Annotated in this window: 22 protein-coding genes and 1 tRNA gene; 16 read left to right on the top strand and 7 right to left on the bottom strand. The window is 54.8% G+C overall.

Features of this window, described 5'->3' with window-relative positions:
- The first annotated feature begins 156 nt into the window (after positions 1-156).
- The 8 genes from QQ91_RS08440 (at position 157) to QQ91_RS08405 (ending at position 6740) form a co-directional block, all read left to right on the top strand.
- Complete coding sequence (locus QQ91_RS08440; protein WP_166281513.1) at positions 157-540, top strand: hypothetical protein; 384 nt, start codon at positions 157-159, stop codon at positions 538-540.
- 125 nt (positions 541-665) lie between these two features.
- Positions 666-739 (top strand) — tRNA-Asp (locus tag QQ91_RS08435).
- Between the two features lie 98 nt (positions 740-837).
- A complete protein-coding gene (gltX, locus tag QQ91_RS08430) occupies positions 838-2283 on the top strand; it encodes a glutamate--tRNA ligase (protein WP_166281511.1) in 1446 nt (481 codons plus the stop codon).
- A 54-nt stretch (positions 2284-2337) separates the two neighbouring features.
- Entirely contained in the window at positions 2338-3072 is a 735-nt protein-coding gene (locus QQ91_RS08425) for a M15 family metallopeptidase (protein ID WP_166281509.1), read from the top strand.
- A gap of 38 nt (positions 3073-3110) precedes the next feature.
- The gene (locus tag QQ91_RS08420; protein ID WP_166281507.1) at positions 3111-3776 is read left to right on the top strand and encodes an ATP-dependent Zn protease; all 666 of its coding nucleotides are present in this window, start codon (positions 3111-3113) and stop codon (positions 3774-3776) included.
- A gap of 159 nt (positions 3777-3935) precedes the next feature.
- On the top strand, positions 3936-4757 hold the full coding sequence (cpdA, locus tag QQ91_RS08415) for a 3',5'-cyclic-AMP phosphodiesterase (RefSeq protein ID WP_250833299.1): 822 nt from the start codon (positions 3936-3938) through the stop codon (positions 4755-4757).
- A 78-nt stretch (positions 4758-4835) separates the two neighbouring features.
- Positions 4836-5702: a metallophosphoesterase gene (locus QQ91_RS08410; protein ID WP_166281503.1), complete on the top strand. Its 867-nt coding sequence runs from the start codon at positions 4836-4838 to the stop codon at positions 5700-5702.
- 3 nt (positions 5703-5705) lie between these two features.
- On the top strand, positions 5706-6740 hold the full coding sequence (locus QQ91_RS08405) for a hypothetical protein (protein WP_166281501.1): 1035 nt from the start codon (positions 5706-5708) through the stop codon (positions 6738-6740).
- A 34-nt stretch (positions 6741-6774) separates the two neighbouring features.
- On the opposite strand, the gene QQ91_RS08400 is transcribed toward QQ91_RS08405, so the two are convergent.
- The 4 genes from QQ91_RS08400 to QQ91_RS08385 are packed head-to-tail and all read right to left on the bottom strand — an operon-like array spanning position 6775 to position 11696.
- On the bottom strand, positions 6775-8760 hold the full coding sequence (locus QQ91_RS08400) for a serine/threonine-protein kinase (RefSeq protein ID WP_166281499.1): 1986 nt from the start codon (positions 8758-8760) through the stop codon (positions 6775-6777).
- A 13-nt stretch (positions 8761-8773) separates the two neighbouring features.
- Positions 8774-9559 (bottom strand): VWA domain-containing protein, encoded by a 786-nt coding sequence (locus QQ91_RS08395; RefSeq protein WP_201277379.1) that lies wholly within the window; start codon positions 9557-9559, stop codon positions 8774-8776.
- Entirely contained in the window at positions 9556-10776 is a 1221-nt protein-coding gene (locus tag QQ91_RS08390) for an FHA domain-containing serine/threonine-protein kinase (protein ID WP_166281497.1), read from the bottom strand. The genes QQ91_RS08395 and QQ91_RS08390 overlap by 4 nt, the downstream gene beginning before the upstream one ends.
- 11 nt (positions 10777-10787) lie before the next feature.
- Positions 10788-11696, bottom strand: a complete 909-nt coding sequence (locus QQ91_RS08385) for a PP2C family protein-serine/threonine phosphatase (RefSeq protein WP_166281495.1) — start codon at positions 11694-11696, stop codon at positions 10788-10790.
- Between the two features lie 410 nt (positions 11697-12106).
- Between QQ91_RS08385 and urtE the strand changes: the two genes are divergently transcribed.
- Genes urtE through QQ91_RS08370 form a run of 3 tightly spaced genes read left to right on the top strand, consistent with a single transcriptional unit; the run spans position 12107 to position 13958 of the window.
- Positions 12107-12808: an urea ABC transporter ATP-binding subunit UrtE gene (gene urtE, locus QQ91_RS08380; RefSeq protein WP_250833302.1), complete on the top strand. Its 702-nt coding sequence runs from the start codon at positions 12107-12109 to the stop codon at positions 12806-12808.
- A 6-nt stretch (positions 12809-12814) separates the two neighbouring features.
- Entirely contained in the window at positions 12815-13648 is an 834-nt protein-coding gene (locus tag QQ91_RS08375) for an urease accessory protein UreD (protein WP_166281491.1), read from the top strand.
- Between the two features lie 7 nt (positions 13649-13655).
- A complete protein-coding gene (locus QQ91_RS08370) occupies positions 13656-13958 on the top strand; it encodes an urease subunit gamma (RefSeq protein WP_166281489.1) in 303 nt (100 codons plus the stop codon).
- A gap of 21 nt (positions 13959-13979) precedes the next feature.
- Here the strand turns inward: QQ91_RS08370 and rpiA are convergent, their stop codons facing one another.
- Positions 13980-14699 carry a ribose-5-phosphate isomerase RpiA gene (gene rpiA, locus QQ91_RS08365; RefSeq protein ID WP_166281487.1) on the bottom strand — a complete coding sequence of 240 codons (720 nt, stop codon included), beginning with the start codon at positions 14697-14699 and terminating at the stop codon, positions 13980-13982.
- Between the two features lie 104 nt (positions 14700-14803).
- Here rpiA and dtd point away from each other — a divergent pair, with 104 nt between their 5' ends.
- From dtd to QQ91_RS08340, 5 genes are all read left to right on the top strand, one after another.
- On the top strand, positions 14804-15250 hold the full coding sequence (gene dtd / locus QQ91_RS08360; protein ID WP_166281485.1) for a D-aminoacyl-tRNA deacylase: 447 nt from the start codon (positions 14804-14806) through the stop codon (positions 15248-15250).
- Positions 15247-16239 (top strand): glucokinase, encoded by a 993-nt coding sequence (locus QQ91_RS08355; protein ID WP_166281483.1) that lies wholly within the window; start codon positions 15247-15249, stop codon positions 16237-16239. Before dtd ends, QQ91_RS08355 begins: the two co-directional genes overlap by 4 nt.
- A 5-nt stretch (positions 16240-16244) precedes the next feature.
- Positions 16245-16865: a rhomboid family intramembrane serine protease gene (locus QQ91_RS08350; protein WP_166281481.1), complete on the top strand. Its 621-nt coding sequence runs from the start codon at positions 16245-16247 to the stop codon at positions 16863-16865.
- Positions 16866-17044: 179 nt separating this feature from the next.
- Positions 17045-17935, top strand: coding sequence for an SMP-30/gluconolactonase/LRE family protein (locus tag QQ91_RS08345; protein ID WP_166281479.1), 891 nt, complete (start codon positions 17045-17047; stop codon positions 17933-17935).
- 58 nt (positions 17936-17993) lie between these two features.
- On the top strand, positions 17994-19163 hold the full coding sequence (locus QQ91_RS08340) for a SprT-like domain-containing protein (RefSeq protein ID WP_166281477.1): 1170 nt from the start codon (positions 17994-17996) through the stop codon (positions 19161-19163).
- A gap of 115 nt (positions 19164-19278) precedes the next feature.
- Here QQ91_RS08340 and QQ91_RS08335 read toward each other — a convergent pair whose 3' ends face one another.
- Both QQ91_RS08335 and QQ91_RS08330 read right to left on the bottom strand, forming a co-directional pair.
- Positions 19279-19569: a type II toxin-antitoxin system RelE/ParE family toxin gene (locus tag QQ91_RS08335; protein ID WP_166281475.1), complete on the bottom strand. Its 291-nt coding sequence runs from the start codon at positions 19567-19569 to the stop codon at positions 19279-19281.
- Entirely contained in the window at positions 19566-19796 is a 231-nt protein-coding gene (locus tag QQ91_RS08330) for an addiction module protein (RefSeq protein ID WP_166281473.1), read from the bottom strand. The genes QQ91_RS08335 and QQ91_RS08330 overlap by 4 nt, the downstream gene beginning before the upstream one ends.
- Positions 19797-19982 lie beyond the last annotated feature (186 nt).

Below are 19982 nucleotides of genomic sequence, written 5' to 3'. Positions count from 1 at the left end.
GCAGGCCGCTTCGGCAAAATATTTAGACTTTTTTAAAGCTTCTAAAAAGAAACGGAATTTTAAGGTTTAATTCAGGTTTATGGGCAATTCACCCCCTGCGTTTTAGGTAGAAATTCGTACTATGGAACAAAGTATCTCATTCCCTAAGACACCATCGTGAGTTCACTCGATCAACAAAGTTCACTCGATCAACAATTGTTAGCCCTATCCCACAAAGTGGATCAGCTATATACAACGGTTCAGGGATTAAGCACCCATCTTGGGGATATGCTCATGTCCCAGCGTCAGGCCTCCAACAGCAGTGGGGGGTCTAACGGCCATTATCAAGCGTTTAATCAAGACCTCTCCAACCATAAGGACGTGATCTCCGATGATTCGGAGGGAATGCCGGGGCAGTCGGAGAAGTCCGCCCATCTGGGTTCAGAAATTCAGATTCAGCGCCTGACAGCTCAGCTAACTGCCGCTTACAGCCGCATTGCAGCCCTGGAGGAGCAGTTAATGACCAAACGAGAACGGCAGCGTCAACATTTAGATCTCTAGGAGCGGCCACGAGATCTCCAGGAGCCTCCCCTCACATGCGAGCCGATCAGGTTTTAGACATGTTTGACGGAAGAAATGTTTGACAAAAGCTGCATCGGTCTGCACAATAGAAGTCGCACTTGCAAGGGACTGTAGTTCAACTGGTTAGAGCACCGCCCTGTCACGGCGGAAGTTGCGGGTTCGAATCCCGTCAGTCCCGTTCTTCTGGAATTTAAACGCTTAGGGTTCTAGATCAAACCGAGCGAATTCACCGCTATACTTGTTGGGTTTGGATTTAGCAATAGGAATAGACATTCAGTGACCGTTCGAGTTCGGCTGGCACCCAGCCCCACGGGGAACCTTCATATCGGCACGGCCCGTACTGCTGTATTCAACTGGCTTTTCGCCCGCCATCACCAAGGAAGCTATGTGCTTCGGATTGAAGATACGGATCTAGCGCGATCGCGGCCGGAGTTTACGGAAAATATTCTAGAGGGGCTGAAATGGTTAGGACTGGACTGGGATGAAGGCCCTTTTTTTCAATCCCAACGCATGGCACTGTACCAACAAGCCATTCAGTCTCTTCTTGAGCGCGGATTGGCCTATCACTGCTACTGCACTCCCCAAGAGCTAGAGGAGATGCGAGCCTCCCAGAAGGCCCAGGGCAAGGCGCCTCGCTATGACAATCGCCATCGACATTTAACCCCCGAAGCACGGGCAGCCTTTGAAGCCGAGGGGCGATCAGCAGTGATTCGGTTCAAAATCGAGGAGGAACGCGAAATCACCTGGAAGGATATGGTGCGTGGCCCGGTCACCTGGCAGGGGAAGGACCTGGGGGGAGACATGGTGATTGCCCGTGCCGCCTCCAGCACAGACATTGGGCAACCCCTCTACAATCTGGTGGTGGTGGTCGATGACATCGACATGCAAATTTCCCACGTAATTCGGGGCGAGGATCACATTGGCAACACGCCAAAGCAAATTTTGCTCTATGAAGCGCTCGGGCAGTCGCTTCCCACCTTTGCCCATACCCCCCTCATCCTCAACGAAGCCGGCCAAAAGCTCTCGAAACGAGATGGTGTCACCTCCATCTCTGAGTTCCGCAGCTTGGGGTTTGTGGCGCCGGCCCTGGCAAACTACATGACCCTACTGGGATGGTCTGCCCCGGATGCCACCCAGGAGATCTTTTCCTTGTCGGAGGCCGCCGAGATTTTTGGATTCGATCGCGTTAACCGCGCCGGGGCTAAATTTGACTGGGCCAAGCTCGACTGGTTAAATAGCCAGTATCTACACGGGTTACCGGTGCCGGACCTGACAGATCTGCTGATCCCCTTCTGGCAAGAAGCGGGTTACGCCTTTGATGCCCAGGGCGATCGCTCCTGGTTAGAGGCCTTAACTGCCCTAGTGGGACCCAGTCTAGTGCGCTTAACCGATGCCGTCCCCATGTGTGAATTCTTCTTCGTGACCCCTCCCCACTGGACCGATGAAGCCACTGCCCTATTGAAACAGGAGGGGGTTTTGCAGGCGCTGAACAGGATCCTAGCGGGGGTAGAAGCTCAATCCGATTTCTCCCCAGCCTTGGCCCAAACTCTCATTCAAGAGGTGGTCAAGACCCAAGGAATCAAGAAAGGATTGGTGATGCGCGCTCTACGTGCCGCCTTGACAGGCGATCTCAAGGGGCCAGATCTGATGGAATCTTGGAATCTCCTGCATCAGCGCGGTCAAGATACCCTGCGTCTGCGCCTAGTCCAGGACATTGCCTAAGATCTCGTTTCCCTTTCTTGCCGTTCCTGCGGTTGTCTCGACCCTAGTTTGCCCATGCATGACGATATTCCGGAGGCTCGTCGCCAGGCGGTTGCTCCCTCCCCATCTCAGCCTCCGCTGAAACGTTCCCTCGGAGGACTGATCCTTGGAACAACGGTGCTGATTTTAGGAGGAGTACTGCTCTTTAGCCTTTGGACCGGGCGTAAGCCAGCGGCCAATCCGCCCCGTGAGCCATCGCTTCCAGCCGCAAGGTCCGATGGAACCGTGCTGGGACATTTTCCCTACGATGAGGCGCCCCCCACGACCCTGGTTCCCCTGGCAGACAACCCAGAGGTCCAGCTGCGACAAGCCGCTGCCCAAGCCTACGAGGACATGGCCGCTGCGGCTCGCGGGGATGGTATTCGCCTGGTGCCTCTTTCGGGCTTTCGATCGCGCGAAGATCAAGAGTACCTGTTCTTCGAGGTGAAAAAAAAGCGCAACCAGCCCACCCAAGAGCGCGCCGAAGTGAGTGCACCGCCCGGCCACAGTGAACATCACACGGGCTATGCCATTGATATTGGAGATGCCACTGCACCCGAGACCCACGTGGAAGTGTCCTTTGAATCCACCCCCGGCTTCCTGTGGCTGCAGGAGAACGCAGCTCGATTTAGTTTCGAACTCTCCTTTCCCAAGGACAATCCCCAAGGAGTGAGCTATGAACCCTGGCACTGGCGTTTTGTTGGCGACCAAGAGAGCCTGGAAACCTTTTTTAAGGGGCGAGAAAACGCCCGTCCATCGCCAAATCCCTAGGAGAGTGGCATACTGCCTACAGGCTATATTTTCTCCCTATGTCTAAGGTCGCCCTCAATACCGCTGCCCTGTTTATCTTTGCAATTACCTGCATGATTCTGGTGGGTCCCCTGGTTCATTTACCCAGCCAGGTCCCGGTTCTCTGTGTTTTAGCAGCATTAACCATTACCACCCTGGACACCCTAAGTTTTCAAGGCAAAGGGGCCAACCTTTTTTTAGACTGGTTTGCCCAGCAATCCTCTGCCTATCGGGATCGCGTGGTCCATCATGAGGCGGGGCATTTTTTAGTGGCCCACCTGCTGGATATTCCCATTACAGGCTACACCCTGAGCGCCACCGAAGCCTTGAAGGCCGGATATTCGGGCATGGGGGGAGTGCAGTTGAAAGGGGTCGATTTGAACAGCCTCAAGGCAGACCGTCTCGGAGACTACTGCACGGTTTGCGTAGCCGGGCGGGTTGCAGAGCAGCTCTGTTTTCAATCGGTTCAAGGGGGGGCCGACGATCTGGGCTGGCTGCGATCGCAGCTCAGGGCCTTAGGTCTCAAAGTTCAGCCCTACGAACAGCAGGCGACTCTGAAGGCCCGAGGTCTGATTCAAGAGCAGTGGGAGGCCTATCTTGCCCTGGTTGAGCAAATGAAACAGCACACCCCAATTCAGGACTGTGCTCAGGTCATTGAAGCCCATCGAGTCGCTTCCCAAGGGTGAGCAGCCGGTCCCAGGGCTGACCCCACCCACCCACTTTCGCGTAAGCCGCGGCTCCAGACTGATTCCTAGCCCAAGAGAGGAGAGAGGACAGCTGTGACATCTATCACGGCTCAGGGCGATGGAAATCCGTAAAATCAATGACATCCCACCCTGGGACAAGTGTCAAATACCCCGATGCCCATGAACGATGCCCATGATTCGATTACTGTCCTGCAGCTATCGGATATTCATCTTTTTGAAAGCGCGGAGCAAGATCTTCTTGGCCTAAATACATACCAGTCCTTAGAGACTGTTCTCGAAAAGATCCAGCAACAGCACCCCACCCCAGATCTCTTTTTACTCACGGGAGACTTGGCCCAGGATAAGTCCTTAGGCGCCTATCATCTGCTCTATCACAAGCTATCTCCCCTCTCGAGTCCCATTTACTGGATTCCAGGCAATCATGACGATCCAGCGGCCATGCTCAAGGTTTTAAATCAGGACCCCTTTGACAAATCTCGCAGCTTTCGTCAGGGCAACTGGCAGTTCATCTTGCTGGATTCCTCTGTTCCCAACCAAGTTCCAGGCATCCTCAGTGATCACGAATTAAACCGCCTAGAGCAGGAACTCACCGCCACCGCTCCCGCTCCCACTGTCGTCGCGCTCCACCATCCGCCTCACTCAATTTCTTCGGACTGGCTCGATCCGCTATGCCTGCAAAATCGGGAGGATCTCTGGGCAGTCTTAGACCCGCATCCCCAGGTTAAGCTGGTGCTGTGTGGTCATATTCACCAGGACTTTTGCTATGAACGCCAGGGGGTGCAGTATCTCAGCACCCCCTCTACCTGCGTGCAGTTTACCCCTCGCAGTCACTCCTTTGCCCTGGATGAGCGTCATCCAGGATATCGTGTCCTGCAGCTGGAAAAGTCTGGGCAATTTAAAACCTGGATTGAACGGGTGCCCGTGAAACCCACGATGGATCTGGCGGCCCAGGGCTATTAACCCAGGACCAGTCGGGCCCCTTGATCCAAATCGCGACACTGACCGTTCTTGCTGCCCTTTTATCGCCCATTCTTCTCCATGCCCCCACCTTGGTGTCCCCTTGTCCTCCCGCGCCGCTATCGCCGCGCCCTGCTCCTGGGACTGATGAGCGTTGCCTGTTTGTTCTATGCGGCGGTCCTTGAACCCAACTGGCTTGAGATCAAGGCCTTAGAGGTGACGCTTCCCCACCTGCCCGCCGCCTTTGAAGGCTATCGACTGGTGCACCTGACGGATATTCACGCTGATGCCTGGATGACACCGAAGCGCCTGGAAAAACTTGTGCAGCAGGTTAATCACCAAAATCCAGATTTAGTGGTGCTCACGGGAGATTTTGTCACCAATCAGGCAGAGGTGTATGGACCCACCCTAATGCAGCTTGCCGCACTCCGGGCAACCGATAAGGCGATCGCGGTGTTGGGCAATCACGATGTTTGGTCCAATCGGCCCCTCGTGGCCCAAACCCTGCAAGCAGCGGGAGTCAAGGTCTTAGAAAATTCTCTGGTGGTCATTGAGCATCAGGGGCAATCCCTGGTGGTGGGAGGCATAGGGGATGTGTGGACCGGGCGCGATCGCCTGGAGGATCTGCTGCAGCAACTTCCCACAGCGGGGTGCCAAATTTTATTGGTGCATGAACCCGATTTTGCCCACCAAAGTGCCCCCACAGAGAAGTTTGACCTTCAGCTTTCGGGGCATTCCCACGGTGGGCAGGTCAAGATCCCTCTGCTGGGGGCACCCAAGCTGCCCCCCTACGGTCAGGACTATCCCTTTGGGCGCTATCAGGTGGGAACCATGATTCAATACACTGGACGCGGAGTGGGCATGGTTCGGCCACGCGTGCGGTTGAATGCCAGACCAGAACTGACGGTTTTAACGCTCCATGCCGGTGCTTCCCCCACTGAAGGATAACAGATGAGTTTCATGCGGCGGCAATCTTGGGCGATGGCCAGCTGGGCACTAATGGCCATCGCTATCCTACCGGCCCAAGCCGCATTTCGCCGTTTAGAAATTACCGAGGTTGAACCTTGTAATTTGAAGCTGGCCCGCCTCAAGGATGTCCCCTACACCTGCTGGCAATTTCAGGACCGGCAGGCCCGACTCCCCCTGTGGAAGACCGCCATCGGATTTTCCTTGGGTCAGATCAGCCTCGACCAATGGCAACGGATCGCTGCGGCCTACTCCGGAGACTGGAGAGCATCCTTACCAGAACATGATCCGACCCAGCACTACTGGCTTATGGATTTTATGCCACCGTTGATGCAGGCGCTCAATCGCCATCGTTTTGAGAGTCAGCAGCGCTGGACCAAGCCCCGTTTGTCCGGCCCCTTAGATCCCGCGGTTCCCCCTCCACAGGAAGTGGTGGCCAACTGCTGGGGAACGCTCTACGAACTGTTGCGCCTGCGGCAATCTTCGGATCAAGATCAGCCATTTTTATTCATGGTGGACGCCCATCAAATGCTGGCCAAATTTCAGCAGATCTCTGATCCGGTGAAGTCAGCCCAACCGGGAGACTTTCTGCTCATTTCCCACCGCCATGGCGATCGCGTCTATTTAGACCATGGGGTTTGGATGATTGATGAGGGGCTCGTCTTTGAAAAAGCTGGATCTGGCGATGCGGTTCCCTATCGCGTCACCGACCTAGCCACCCTAGAGAAAATTTGGCGCCCTGGGGTCTTTGACTACGAGTTGCGGCGCCTCAAGCCAGGAATCGTCCTGGATCACCCTGCCCAGTTTGGAGCAAAGCAAACCTCCATCTCAGCGTCGCCGGAACGATGGACCGAGATTGACCTGAGCAGCCGTCCCTCCAAAACCCGAAAGCAGTATTTTTCAATTTTTCCCTTGCCCTTGATTGAACGGACGGAAGACCGCTTTCACTTACCCGCAGCCGCCTACGATCGGGGACATTTTCAGAAATCACCCATCCCCACAGGGGTTGTGGAACAGTGAACCTGGGCGGGAGGAGTCACACCTGCAGGACCCTTTATTGCGAAAGCTGAGTAATCTGATTTTGGGCTTTTTGATACCATTCCTCATTGCCCTGGGATTGATAACGCGTAGCCGCCGCCCTAAAGTTAGAAAGGGAGGCTTGAACATTTCCAAGGGACTTGTAAGCAAGGCCTCGATTGTAGTAGGCATCTGCATCATCGGGCGTAATTTCAAGGGCCTTGTCGTAGTCTGCAATGGCGCCAGCATAATCCCCAGAATCTTGACGCGCTAGCGCCCGATTGAAGTAAGCATCAGAATCCTTGGGATCGAGTTCGATGGCTTTATTATAGTCGGCGATCGCGCTGGAGTAATCCTTTTCAACCTGCCGCGCCAGCCCTCGGACGTAGTATGCATAGGCATAGTCTGGCTTGATCTGAATCGCTTGATCATAGTCGGCAATGGCGCCGGAATGATCACCCGTGGCTCGTCGAGCCACTCCCCGGTTAGTATGGGCGACCCAAGGCCCCAGCGATCCCCAGTCTTTGTTAATCTCAAGCGCTTTGTTATAGTCCGCGATCGCACCCACATTATCGCTCGATAGGCGTCGCGCAAAGCCTCGGTTGTTGTAGACCAAGGAAGAGTCTGGATTGAGATCAAGGGCTTTGGTGTAGTCTACAATGGCCCCGCTGTAGTCGCGAGCGAGACGTCGCGCAAAACCTCGGTTAATATAAGCCGACGTCCAGGATGGGTTGAGCTCGATGGCCTTGGTGTAGTCGGCGATCGCGCCTTCGTAGTCTTCCTGGTCAGCCTTCTCGTTCGCCTGATCAAACCAGTCTTGGGCGGTTCGCTCCGGCGTAATTTCCGCCGTGGGCAGGGGAGGGGGATCCGCCTTAGCAGTGGTGCTATCGGTGGTGATCCATCTAACCACGACACGAGTCACCATAGCACCGCCCACGACAAACCCTAGGGCCGCGATCGCCACCACGGTGATCATGGCGATCATCTTCGTTTTGGGTCTTTGCCAAAGATCTCTCCATTTCCCGCGATGGGGCGATGGTCTGGGGGCCAGTTTGGCAAGTTCGGCCTGTTTTTGGTGCCAATGTCGATATCTTCCCCACCAGGCTTGAACGTTCTGGGGACGATCGCCCACCTCAAGCCGCAGGGCATCGTTGACCATAGAGCACCAGGGTTCGCAGAGGGAACAATGCCAGGGATCAACGGGATGGAGCACCCGATGAATAGAGGAGGGCGGCAATGTGCCGGTCAAGAGCTCGTGGAGCATCATTGCCAGCTCAAAAATATCAGTGGCGCTGTTTAATCCCTCTGCTGCCATCAATTCAGGCGGAGCATAGTTTTCCGATAGGGCTAAAGAGCTGTATTTTGACTGCCCTCTAGTTCTAGACACCTCCTGACGCGCTGCCCCAAAATCTAAGAGCACAATGCGCCCATCCTGGGTCACCATGACATTGGCAGGCTTGATATCCAGGTGAAAGAGATTGCGCTGATGCACCACGGAGAGGGCAGCGGTGAGGGCATCCATAATGGCAACCACCCGTTGTTCAGGCAACCCCCGGCCCCCGAAACTGCTCAGTTCCTCCCCCAGGGTTCGACCGGTAAGCAGTTCCATGACCAAATACACAGTATTTCGCTCCTCGAACAGGTTCTGTACCCGCACAATATTGGGATGGCTGAGGTCGAATAAAATTTGACCCTCCCGTTTAAATCGGGCAAGCCAGCGTTCATAGGAGTCGTGTCCCGTGGTCGGCGTAATCAGACTCCCTGAACTCCCCTCCCGGTGCGCAAAGTCCTGGGGAAAGTATTCCTTAATGGCAACACTGCGGCTAAACCCCTGGTGGTATGCTCGATAGGTAATGCCAAATCCACCCCGACCCAGGGCATATTCAATGCGATATTTGCCCCCATCCAGTTCAGTTCCTGGGGCTAGTAAATCCCGAAATAGACCCGGCAAATAGACCCCGCAGGTGGGGCAAACCACCAAATTATCGGGGAGATCTCGGGTTCCACATTTGATACATAGCATAGGTCCCGATCCTTCACGCTCCTACCGTGGCTTGGGAGATTGTCCTTTGCAGATACATCAAGGTTCGCTTAAAGTGCTCTGCCCTGGCACGAAAGTCTTCCCCTTTCCCCAGTTCAAAGGCCAGGCCTTTTCGGCCCTGAAACAGCTGCAGATAAACCTGACTGGCGTCTTCCTGGGTATGGATTACCGGATAAAACTGGTGAATTCCAGCGTGATCAAAGGCCTGAAGAACCTGATCCAGGGTCTGCACCTGTCGATCAGGAAGGTGTGGTGGCGCATCGGTAATAAGGACAATCACCTTTTTAGCCTCTGGGTCAAAGGGCTGCTGGGTGGCATAGAGCAGCGCGTCTAGGCTGCTTTCTGGGCGATCGCCGCCGCCGCCAGCCTGAATCTGAGCAATCTGCGCCTGGAATGCTTGTGCCTGCCGCGTAAACACCTCACCATTAATTAGCGCCCGATGATCTTCCCCGCAGAAGCGATCGCGAAACTCAATCAGGCCAACCCGCGACTGCACCCCATCCTGTGCAATGGCCTCCACCACACTCACAATGGCCTCGCGAATGGCGTCAATCTCGCCCTGCATACTGCCGGTACAGTCGAGAACAAACAAAATATCGGCTTTGGCCTGGGATCGCTGGGCAACAAAGGCCGCCATTTTAGCGCTGAGCTTGTCTGTAATGGATTGGCCGGTTTGCTGGAGGGGAACGGCCGCGTCCTGGGGAAATTTCAGGCCGCATTGGCTGCAAAACCTGGCAGCCTGGGCATTCGCCGCCCCACAGTCTGGACAGTTTTTCATCATGGTGGGCTATCCTCCCTAAACTCAACGCGCAAAAATACATCTCCGAGTTTCAGGTGATCGCCATGCTTGATCCACACACTTTGGCCCTTCGCAAGGATGCGGCCATTATGCAGGGTGCCATTGGTGCTGCCATGATCTCCTGCGCAGTACTGAGTCCCATAGCGGCGGACAAACAGATGTTTCCGGCTGATACTGACATCATTACCGGCAATCTCACCTCGACCGATGCTGCGGGTTTCACCATCGGCGAGGTTGATCGGCAGGCAAGCATCGCGGTTACTGCCCGATTCAACCCGCAGCAGGGGAAAGCCAAGCCGAACCTTTGTATCCCGGATCTCAGTGGGATCAGGGTCATGGAGACCCAGCAGGGTCAAAATGGCCTCCACAGAGTCAATACGCTGCGCCACCTGGGTCTTGACCATTAAGGCGATCGCCTCGCGACTGTTGGGATACATCTGCCCTCTAAAGTCGCGTAGATCAATGGCCTCGGTGGGTTCTGGAGTCTGGTGCAAATATTGGGTAAAGAAATGTTCCAACCGGCTCCAGCCCTGTCGTCGCCAAAAATGCTGGCCCATTTCTAGCTCATAAAGGATGTGGCCAATTGCGTAGATATCAGTGCGAGCATCGGCCAGAAGCGATCCCTGCAGGAAAGCCTCGGGGGGAAGATAGGGGGGAGTGCCCATCACTTCGCCGGTGCGGGTCATGCCTTTCCCGTAAAACTTGGAGATACCAAAGTCAATGATTTTCACCGCATGGGCAGAATTGACCAGCACATTGCTGGGCTTGAGATCTCGGTGGATAATGTTATGGCGGTGGGCATCGCGCACTCCCCAAAGAATTTGCTGAAAAATGAGTCGCTTTTGCTCCCAGGTCAACAGAGCCCCTGCAATCCACTGATCCAGGGAATGGGCCTGATAGTAGTCAAACACGATCAAAAAGGTGGACGCATCCCACTGACGCAGCCCCACTGAGGGAATGATGTAGGGCGATTCAATCCTGACCTCGGCCTCCAGTTTGACGCGATCGCACAGCACGCTACCGGGTTCGAGATCCTGAATAACCTTCAGGGCATAGAGCCGATGGGTCCTTGGATCACGAGCTTTCCAGACGCTCGCGAAGGCTCCGGTCCCCAGCAGTTCCAGCAGATCCAATTCAGGAATATTTCCCAACTCCACCGGAATGCGGCCCGAGGGCATGAGCTGAAGCGAGTCGGTCATAGTGTCTCCTTTCACCAGCGGGGCTGCACAAGGGTGTTTCGGGACAACGGGGTTTGGCTGAACTCAAGAACCGTTGTTAGCGCTGATGAAGCCAGATCAGGGGTCGGCGCCGGATGCTGCCATAAAATTAGGGTTTGATTATCGGTACTCTCCGCAGCAAGGGAGGCCTGAATTAAATCTTCAGCCAAGGCCTCCAGGGGCAAGGGCCGGGACAGAATGGACTGGAGAGTGGCAAGGCTCAAGCCACCGCTCACCCCATCGGAGCACAACAGAAGGCGGTCACCCTCCCGCAGGTGCCGTTCATAGAAGGGCAGCGGGTCCGGCAGCCTATCGCAACCTAGATAAAGCTCCAACACGTTCTTATAGGCATGGTGATCGGCCATTGCTGGGCTGATTTGACCGCTCCTGAGCAGGGCATGCGTCACGGTGTGGTCCTCAGTGACCTGGGTCAGTTCACCGGTGCTAGAGTGCCAGTGAAACAGAGGGCTATCCCCCAAATTGGCCACCCAGGCGCGATCGCAGCCAATCAGAGCCAACACTAGCGTGGCCCCCGCCACCCCCCAATGATTTTTCTTCATCATGGCATGGAGATAGAGGTTAGCCTGACAAATGGCAAGCTGAATGGCGCTTTGAACCTCATGGGACGTGTGCGGAGGAAAACACCCGACAGGATTAATGCTAGGCGCCACCAGCAATTCCTCCAGAAGACAGGTGCTCATTTTCCGCAGCCCTTCCCGGCTCACATCTTCTCCATGGGCGTGGCCCCCCATGCCATCGGCAATCATTAACAGATAGAGGGGCCCCCTCCCCCCCTGACCTGGAATCACTAAAGCCTGAAAGCTATCTTCGTTCCTTGGACGCTGATTGACTTCACTGCGAATCACACATTGAACTCGCTCGTCTAGGCGCAACGTTGTCATAATCCCTCCAGCCTGAAGCAGGGGATGCTCGCATTTTAGCAAAGTTGCCCTGCTCCACCGACGGATGAATCAACCTTACTGCGGATCAATCTCCTCTGGCGGGAAAGCGGCCTTCATAAGGCTTCACGCTTCCCCGGACCTGCTAAGACGGCCATACAGAATGCTTTTGAATGTTTTAATTTGGCGACAGCCCTCCCCCACAATCCGAGCGTAACCGCCTCACGCAGCTTAAGCATTTCCTCTGAACAATCCCTCGCAAAATGCAAGGAGATTCCAGCCCACTGCGCCATTGACAGGTGCGTTAAAATTTTGACTTGGATCATTTTTCAGGGACTTTACCTTCCGAGGACGCCATGGCTCCACAAGTTACCGCAACCTACAACCGATCCCCCGCCCCTGCCGTCGAACCCATGATCTCTATTACTGGGCTAAACGTCTATTACGGAGAAAGTCATATCCTGCGCGAGGTTGATCTGAGCGTTGCGCCGGGAAAAATGGTTTGCTTAATTGGCCGCAACGGGGTGGGCAAAACCACCCTGCTGAAAACCATTATGGGGCTGCTCCCACCGAGATCTGGAGAGATGACCCTAGAGGGCGTTCCCATCCTGAAGCAGTCTACCGACCAGCGGGCACGGCTTGGAATTGGCTATGTTCCTCAGGGTCGCGAGATTATTCCGCGCCTGTCGGTGCAAGATAACCTGATCTTGGGGCTAGAGGCACTGGGAAAAAACAAGCCCAAACATCCAGTCATTCCTGAGGAAATTTTTGAGCTGTTTCCGGTTCTAAAAACAATGCTTTCGCGAATGGGCGGGGATTTATCGGGAGGGCAACAGCAGCAGCTCGCCATCGCCCGTGCCTTGATGGGCAACCCTCGCCTGCTGCTGCTCGATGAGCCCACCGAAGGCATCCAGCCCTCGATTATCCTGGAAATTGAAGCTGCTGTGCAGAAAATTGTCAAAACTCGCGGTATATCTGTACTTTTAGTTGAGCAACACCTGCATTTTGTGCGACAGGCCGACTGGTACTATGCCATGCAAAAAGGAGGGATCGTTGCCGCAGGCCCCACCCAAGACCTCAGCAATGAAGTTATCCAAAACTTCCTGGCGGTGTAGAAGGCCATGACTCAATGGCAAGGATGCGTCAAGCTGAACTATGCAGTTGATCACCAACAAACGCATTTAAGGTCCGCCTACAGCAGAGCCCCTCTGCGGATTCAGCGTCCCTTTTATCCAGAGTCGCCGCAGGTCTGCCACAGCGTACTGGTGCATACCGCTGGCGGCATGGTGGGAGGCGATCGCCTAGATCTCGACGTCACCTTACAGCCCCAGGCCCACACCCTGCTGACCACCTCAGCGGCCGGCAAGGTCTATCGCACGCAGGGTCAAACCGTCCAGCAGAGTCTGCGGGTCACCCTGGAGGAACAATCCATTCTGGAGTGGCTCCCCCAGGAAACCATTGTGTTCGAGGGCGCTCAGTTTGATCAACAGACCCATGTGGACCTGGGATCGGGGGCGCTGTGGGTGGGGATGGATCTATTCCGCTTTGGGCGGACAGCCCGCGGTGAGGGGTTCACCACCGGCCATTGGCGATCGCGCACAGAGGTTTGGCAGCAGGGCCATCCCCTCTGGATTGACCGCGCCCAGTTTTCGCCAGCCATGGTCCAAAGCCCAACGGTCCTGGCCAACTATTGCGTCATGGGCAGCTTGGCGGTGGTGGGGACAGTCTTTGCCAAGGAGGCCATCAATCAGATTCGGGAGGCCTGTTTGCCGCAGCTGCCGGTGGATCACCAAATTGGGATGACCCGGCTACAGGCGGGGGTCATCTGCCGCTACCTGGGACATTCTACCCACCAGGGACGCAGCTACTTCCTTAAAATCTGGGAAAACCTGCGCCAGAGTTACGCCGGCCGTGGTATTTGTATTCCCAGGGTTTGGCAAGTATTGGTGAGTTAATTTAAAGATGCAACTGTCCCCCCAGGAAAAAGACAAGCTATTGGTATTTACCGCGGCGCTCCTCGCCGAACGGCGGCGCGATCGCGGCCTAAAGCTGAACTATCCGGAGGCCATCGCCCTGATTACAGCGGGCATCCTGGAAGGGGCCAGAGACGGTATGTCTGTGGCTGACCTGATGAGTCATGGCGCCACCCTCCTCGGACGCGATGATGTGATGGAGGGCATCGCCGAGATGATTCCTGAGGTTCAAGTTGAGGCCACCTTTCCCGACGGCACCAAGCTGGTGACAGTTCACCAGCCGATTCGTTAGGCCTCAGGCCCTGCAGCAAGACTAGTGCATCTCTCGCACACAGGGCTGCCCCTCGACAATCTCACCAATTAAAATCAAATCGGCAAGCCCCACAAACAGCCCATTTTCCAAGACGCCAGGAATATTATTAATGGTCGATTCCAGGGTAGCTGGATCGGCAATCGCCTCAAAGGTGACATCCAGGATCATGTTTCCCTGATCCGTAATAACCGGCCCGTCCTTTTTAACCCCCATGCGCAACTCCGGCTCACCCCCCAGCTTTTTGAGGGCGTCGGTCACCGGGGCAATGGCCATGGGCAGTACCTCCACCGGCAGCGCAAAGGTGGTGCCCAATGCCTCCACCAGCTTGGATTGGTCCACCACCACAATAAACTGATCAGCCAGGGCATCCACCACCTTTTCACGGGTGTGGGCCGCACCGCCTCCTTTGATCAAATTCTTGTGGGGGTCGACTTCATCTGCCCCGTCAATGGCGATGTCAATTTTGCTAACTTCATCGAGGGTGGTCAGGGGAATGCCATACTGCTTGGCCAATACCGATGCCTGAAACGAGGTGGGAATCCCCTTAATATTGTTGAGATCGCCTGACTTGAGGCGATCGCCCAGATGCTGAATCGCATAGGCCGTCGTGGATCCCGTTCCCAGGCCCACGATGGAATCTGAGGAGACCCGATTGGCCGCCGCAATTCCCACCTGCTGCTTCATGACCTTAATCGTTTCATCGGCACTGTTTTTCGCCATCGTAAAATTCATTCCATAGAGTCCGGTTAATAGCATGCCCCAAAGTGGAACCTCTGCCTAGTCAGTCCATCGCGCGATAATGGAAATGTTTTATCTGGGTTTCCATGCGCGTTATTGTTCAACGAGTGAAACGATCGTCCGTCCAGGTCGCGGGCCACACCCTGGGGCAGATTGGTCCAGGCTTGAATTTGCTGGTGGGCATTGCAGCCAGGGATACGGAACAGGAAATGATTTGGATGGCCCAAAAGTGCCTTGATCTGCGGATTTTTCCCGATGAACAGGGACGGATGGCCCACTCTGTCCGGGATATCGGGGGAGATCTGCTGGTGGTCAGTCAATTTACCCTCTACGGCGACTGTCGAAAGGGGCGTCGACCCTCCTATGAGGCCGCTGCCGCCCCCGAGGTGGCCAAAGATCTCTACGATCACTTTGTATCTCTGCTAACCAGCAGCGGCCTGCGAATTGAAACCGGACAATTTGGTGCCATGATGCAGGTATCCATTGAAAATGATGGACCTGTGACGTTGATCCTGGAACGAGAAGCACCATGACCACCATTCTGGCCGGAGATATTGGCGGCACCAAGACCATTCTCCACTTGGCCCTGGCCCATGCCTCCGGCACCCAAACCCTGGCGGAGAAAACCTATTCCAGCCAGGACTACGATCATCTGGTTCCGATGGTTAAGCAGTTCTTGGCAGACCAGGAAGATCACCCGCAGGCGGCCTGCTTTGCCATTGCCGGTCCGGTGCAGAATAACTGTAGCCAGCTCACCAACTTGGACTGGGAGTTGGAAAGTGGATCCCTGGCCCAGGCACTGGGACTAGCCCAGGTCAAGCTGATGAATGATTTTGCCGCCGTTGGCTACGGGATCTTAAATCTGCGGTCCGCCGACCAGGTACTGATTCAAGATCGTCCGGCTCAGCCCCAGGCTCCCATTGCGGTGATTGGGGCCGGGACGGGGCTGGGGGAAGCGCTGCTCATTTGGTCGGGCCAGCAGTACGATGTGGTTCCCCTGGAAGGAGGCCATGCTGATTTTGCCGCCCGCACCGACCTAGAAATTGGGTTGCTCAAATACCTGCGCGATCGCCATGGCCATGTTTCGGCGGAGCGGGTCGTGTCTGGTCAGGGCATCCCGGTCATCTACGAATACCTGCGCCAAGCCCAGATTCATCCAGAATCGGAACAGGTGCGATCGCAGATGAACCATGAAGATCCCGCCGCCGTCATTGCCGAATTTGGCCTCGATCACCGCGACCGGCTTTGTGAAAAAACCCTGGACCTATTTGTGGCGGCCTACGGCGCAGAGGCCGGAAACCTGGCCCTAAAAAGTCTGCCCTTTGGAGGGGTATACATTGCGGGGGGCATCGGCCCCAAGCTTCAATCAAAAATGGAAGCCCCGATCTTTATCGAAAGCTTTTTGGATAAAGGACGGATGCGCCCCCTCCTGGAACAAATGCGCGTCAGCCTTATTCTCAATCCCAAGGTAGGCCTAATGGGGGCCACCTACTATGCTCAGCGACTGGTTAGTACCTCCTAATCCCGATGCCTGAGCCAATCCAAGAATTCCTCCAATTTTTAAGCCAGGCGATCCCCGCCGATCTCCAAAGGCAGGGCCAGGTATTGGGTCTGATGATTTTGGTACTCTGGGGGCTAGAACTGTTGGATGAACTGTTTTTAAACCATGCCCTGAATCGCCTGGGGATTCGGCCGCGCACCCTCAGAGGGCTCCAAGGAGTCCTCTGGGCACCGCTGCTCCATGGCGACTTCCAGCATTTAGCCGCCAATACCATGCCCTTACTGATCCTGGGCTGGTTTGTATTGCTAAGCGGCCTAGAGCCCTTTGTGATCGTCACCCTCACCATTTGGCTCTTTAGCGGTCTGGGCGTTTGGCTGGTGGGTCGTCCGCGATCAAATCACATTGGGGCCAGCAGCATTGTGTTCGGCTACCTGGGGTTTTTACTCCTGCGAGGCTACCTGGATCGCAGCCCCATGGCCGTGAGCCTGGCCGCGATGGCAGGGCTGCTCTACGGCGGGATGATTTGGGGCGTGCTCCCCTTGCAGCGAGGCAGTTCCTGGGAAGGTCACCTGTGCGGCTTTCTGGGGGGGGCCCTCGCAGCCTATTATTTTGCTGAACTGAGCCAATTGCCCCGGTTCAATCTCTAAAAAGATCGCGCCAATTCCTTTGGGAGATCCTTCTATGGGATTAAGACACCCACATCCCCCTGGCCTAGAGTAACAATCAGGCCTCCCTCGGTTCTCCAGCCTTACCCCCAAGGCCGAGGCCTGTTCTACAACGCCTCAGGGTTGGGCACGGCCCTGGACCTTTCCCGAATCGCGATGCTATGTCTGACCTCATTCACGCCTACAATTCTCAGATCTATGACCTGGTCTCGGCCCATGCCACCCTCCACAAGCTTGCCAGCAATGCACAGCACAGTGAAGGTCCTGTGTATGTTCCAGCCGATAACAGCGTAATTTGGAGCGATGTCAGCGGGAATCGGCTGTTGCGCTGGAGTCCTGAGGATGGAGTCCGCACTATTCGCACCCCATCCCATTATCAAAACGGCAACGCCCTAGATCGAGAGGGACGATTGGTGAGCTGCTCCCACGGGCAGCGGGCCATCCTTCGCCGCGAGCCCTCGGGAGAGTGGAAAGTTTTAGTGGATCGATATCAAGGCAACCGCTTAAACAGCCCGAACGATCTGGTGGTGAAGCAAGATGGCAGCATCTGGTTTAGCGATCCGCCCTTCGGCCTGACCCAACCCAAGGAGGGCTATGGCGGAGCCCAGGAACAGGCCGGGAGTTTTGTCTACCGCTTTGATCCTGAAACTGGATCAATTACCGCCGTGATTCAGGAAATGGAGCGGCCCAATGGACTGGCCTTTTCCCCCGATGAGAAAACGCTCTACGTCTCGGACACCTCCCAGGTCAACTATCCCCAGGGGCATCACTATATTCGAGCCTACGAGGTGATCGAGGGGAAGTCCGTGGGTAACGCTCACGTCTTTGCGGTCATTAATCCTGGCCAACCGGATGGAATTAAGGTTCATCGGTGGGGCCATTTGTTTACCACCTCAGCCGATAGCATTCAGATCTACACTCCCACGGGCCTCTGTCTGGGAAAAATTCGCGTCCCGGAGGTTTGCACCAATCTGACCTTTGGAGGGACCGAGGGCAAACATCTGTTTATCACCGCTGGCCGATCGCTCTACGCCATAGAAATGAGGGGCTGAGATACCGTGGCGAGAGAGCTGATACTCTAGATCAAACAACCCTGGACCGAGTGCGGCCATGTTTCATCTCACCCTAGACCAGGCCTATCGATGGTTTGATCACTACAATCAGACTTTGTTTGCCCAGCGCCTTCCCAAAACGAAGATTGAGCTGTCTCAATCCATGACCTCCACCGCCGGAAAGGTTCTCGGTCAGTTGCAACCCGTGATTCGTCTGTCTGTCCCGATCCTCACACAAGAGCAAGCCTTTCATGAGACGCTGGTCCATGAAATGATCCATGTTTGTCAACGCCATGTGGCTCAGGAAACAGAACGTCCCCACGGCCCCTATTTTTCGGCCTGGATGTATAGCATTAATCAGGCCTACGAGTACAGCAGCGGGTACGTTCGCAGCCCCTTCGGCAAGATTCAGTGTTTGGGCAAGGCCAAGCTCAGGCTCAAGATTACGGTGACGCATCATTACATCCAGGATCAGGGGGCGGAGCGTCAGAGTTTGGTGGGCAAAATCAAGAAGCTGTTGGCACTCTCGGAGTCACCCTATGAGCATGAGGCCCAATCGGCTTTGCTGAAGGCGCAACAGCTCATGCAGTCCCATGCGGTGTCTGATGAGGAGATTGATCGCAGCGAGGAAGGATCCGAACTCGATATGCCCATCGTGCGGGAGTTATTGGTGAAGGGGAAGCGGGTTCCGGTCTATTGGAAGCGATCGCTGTTGATGGTGATCGCCAAATATTACAAGTGCCAATATATTGAGGCATCGGGGCAGGGCATTGGGGTCTATGGCCATCGAACCTATGTGGAGATTGTGCGGCATTTGTTTCATTACTACGAGGAGGTGATTGAGCAAATGGCGCGGCAACACCAAGGCCAAGGGGCGGTGTTTTTAAATAATTTTCGCAGTGGGATGGTGGAGCGATTGACGGAGAAGCTGGCCCAACGGCAGACGGAGCCGTGTTTAACGGATTTGGCTCAAGGGGAGGAAGACCTGCCCATGAATCAAACAGAAACTGGGTTAGTGCAACTGCGGCAGGAGGCGATGGAGCTACGGGATTACATTGGGTTGATTAATCCTGGGTTTTATACGCGGCGGGGCAATGTGAGTTATGTGCGTTTGAATCCGAAGGCTCGAAAGAAGGGCTATGAAACGGGCAAACACTTATCGGTGAATGATCAGATTACCCCCAGGCAGAAAAAGTTGAAGGCGTCTAAAAACAAGGGATTTGGGTAAACTTGGAGGCGATCGCCTAACGGTGAAGTTGTGCGGCGGCAGATAAGCTCAAACTCTTACCGATAACCTCTATACCGTCCGCACCAACGAAGGGTTAGGCGGTTGGCAACTTCGATCACTTGCGGCTTTTCCAGTAACCAGGCTCACGACTACAATGCATGACTGCCAAAATCAAAATGTAGTCTTGCTCAATTGTATAGAGAACACCATAAGGAAACTTACGCACCATACACCGCCGAACATCTTCATCAATCGCAGCATAGCGGGTTGGGGCTTCCCTGATTCGATAGACTGTATCCTCGATCGCGATTATGAACGCTTGAGCAACCCTAACCCTCTGCCCTGTATAGTATTGAACTGCTTCAGCATACTCATTCAAAGCTTCAGGATGAAATACATACCTCATGGCTCAATCAGCCGTCTGACCTGCGCTAAAGCATCTTCGCCTGAAATTGGTTGAATAGAACCATCTCGCACCTCATCTCGTCGGCGCTTGGCTTCAGTTACCCAAACTGCTTGTATTGTCGAGTCGGAATCGAACTCTAAGCTTTCCACTAACTTGTCTGCTAAGAGTGCTCTTGACTCACCAGGCAGGGATAATATTTCCTCAGTCAGTTGCTCAATTGACCGCATAATACCCATCCTTTGTAGAAAGCAATTAAATAAATAATTATAGCAAGATTTGACATAAGAAGAACTTTAAGGGGGAGCCGTTCTAATTCAATGCTTAATGTTACTGGTTTAATTTAATTTGTGTTTCCTAGGGCGTCCCGTCCCCCGCGCATTGAGAGATGAGGCGATGAGTAGGTTGCGCAACCA

Source organism: Lyngbya confervoides BDU141951 (assembly GCF_000817775.3).
Taxonomy (GTDB): Bacteria; Cyanobacteriota; Cyanobacteriia; order Thermosynechococcales; family Thermosynechococcaceae; genus Lyngbya; species Lyngbya confervoides.
This window is presented reverse-complemented; position numbering and strand designations above follow the sequence as displayed.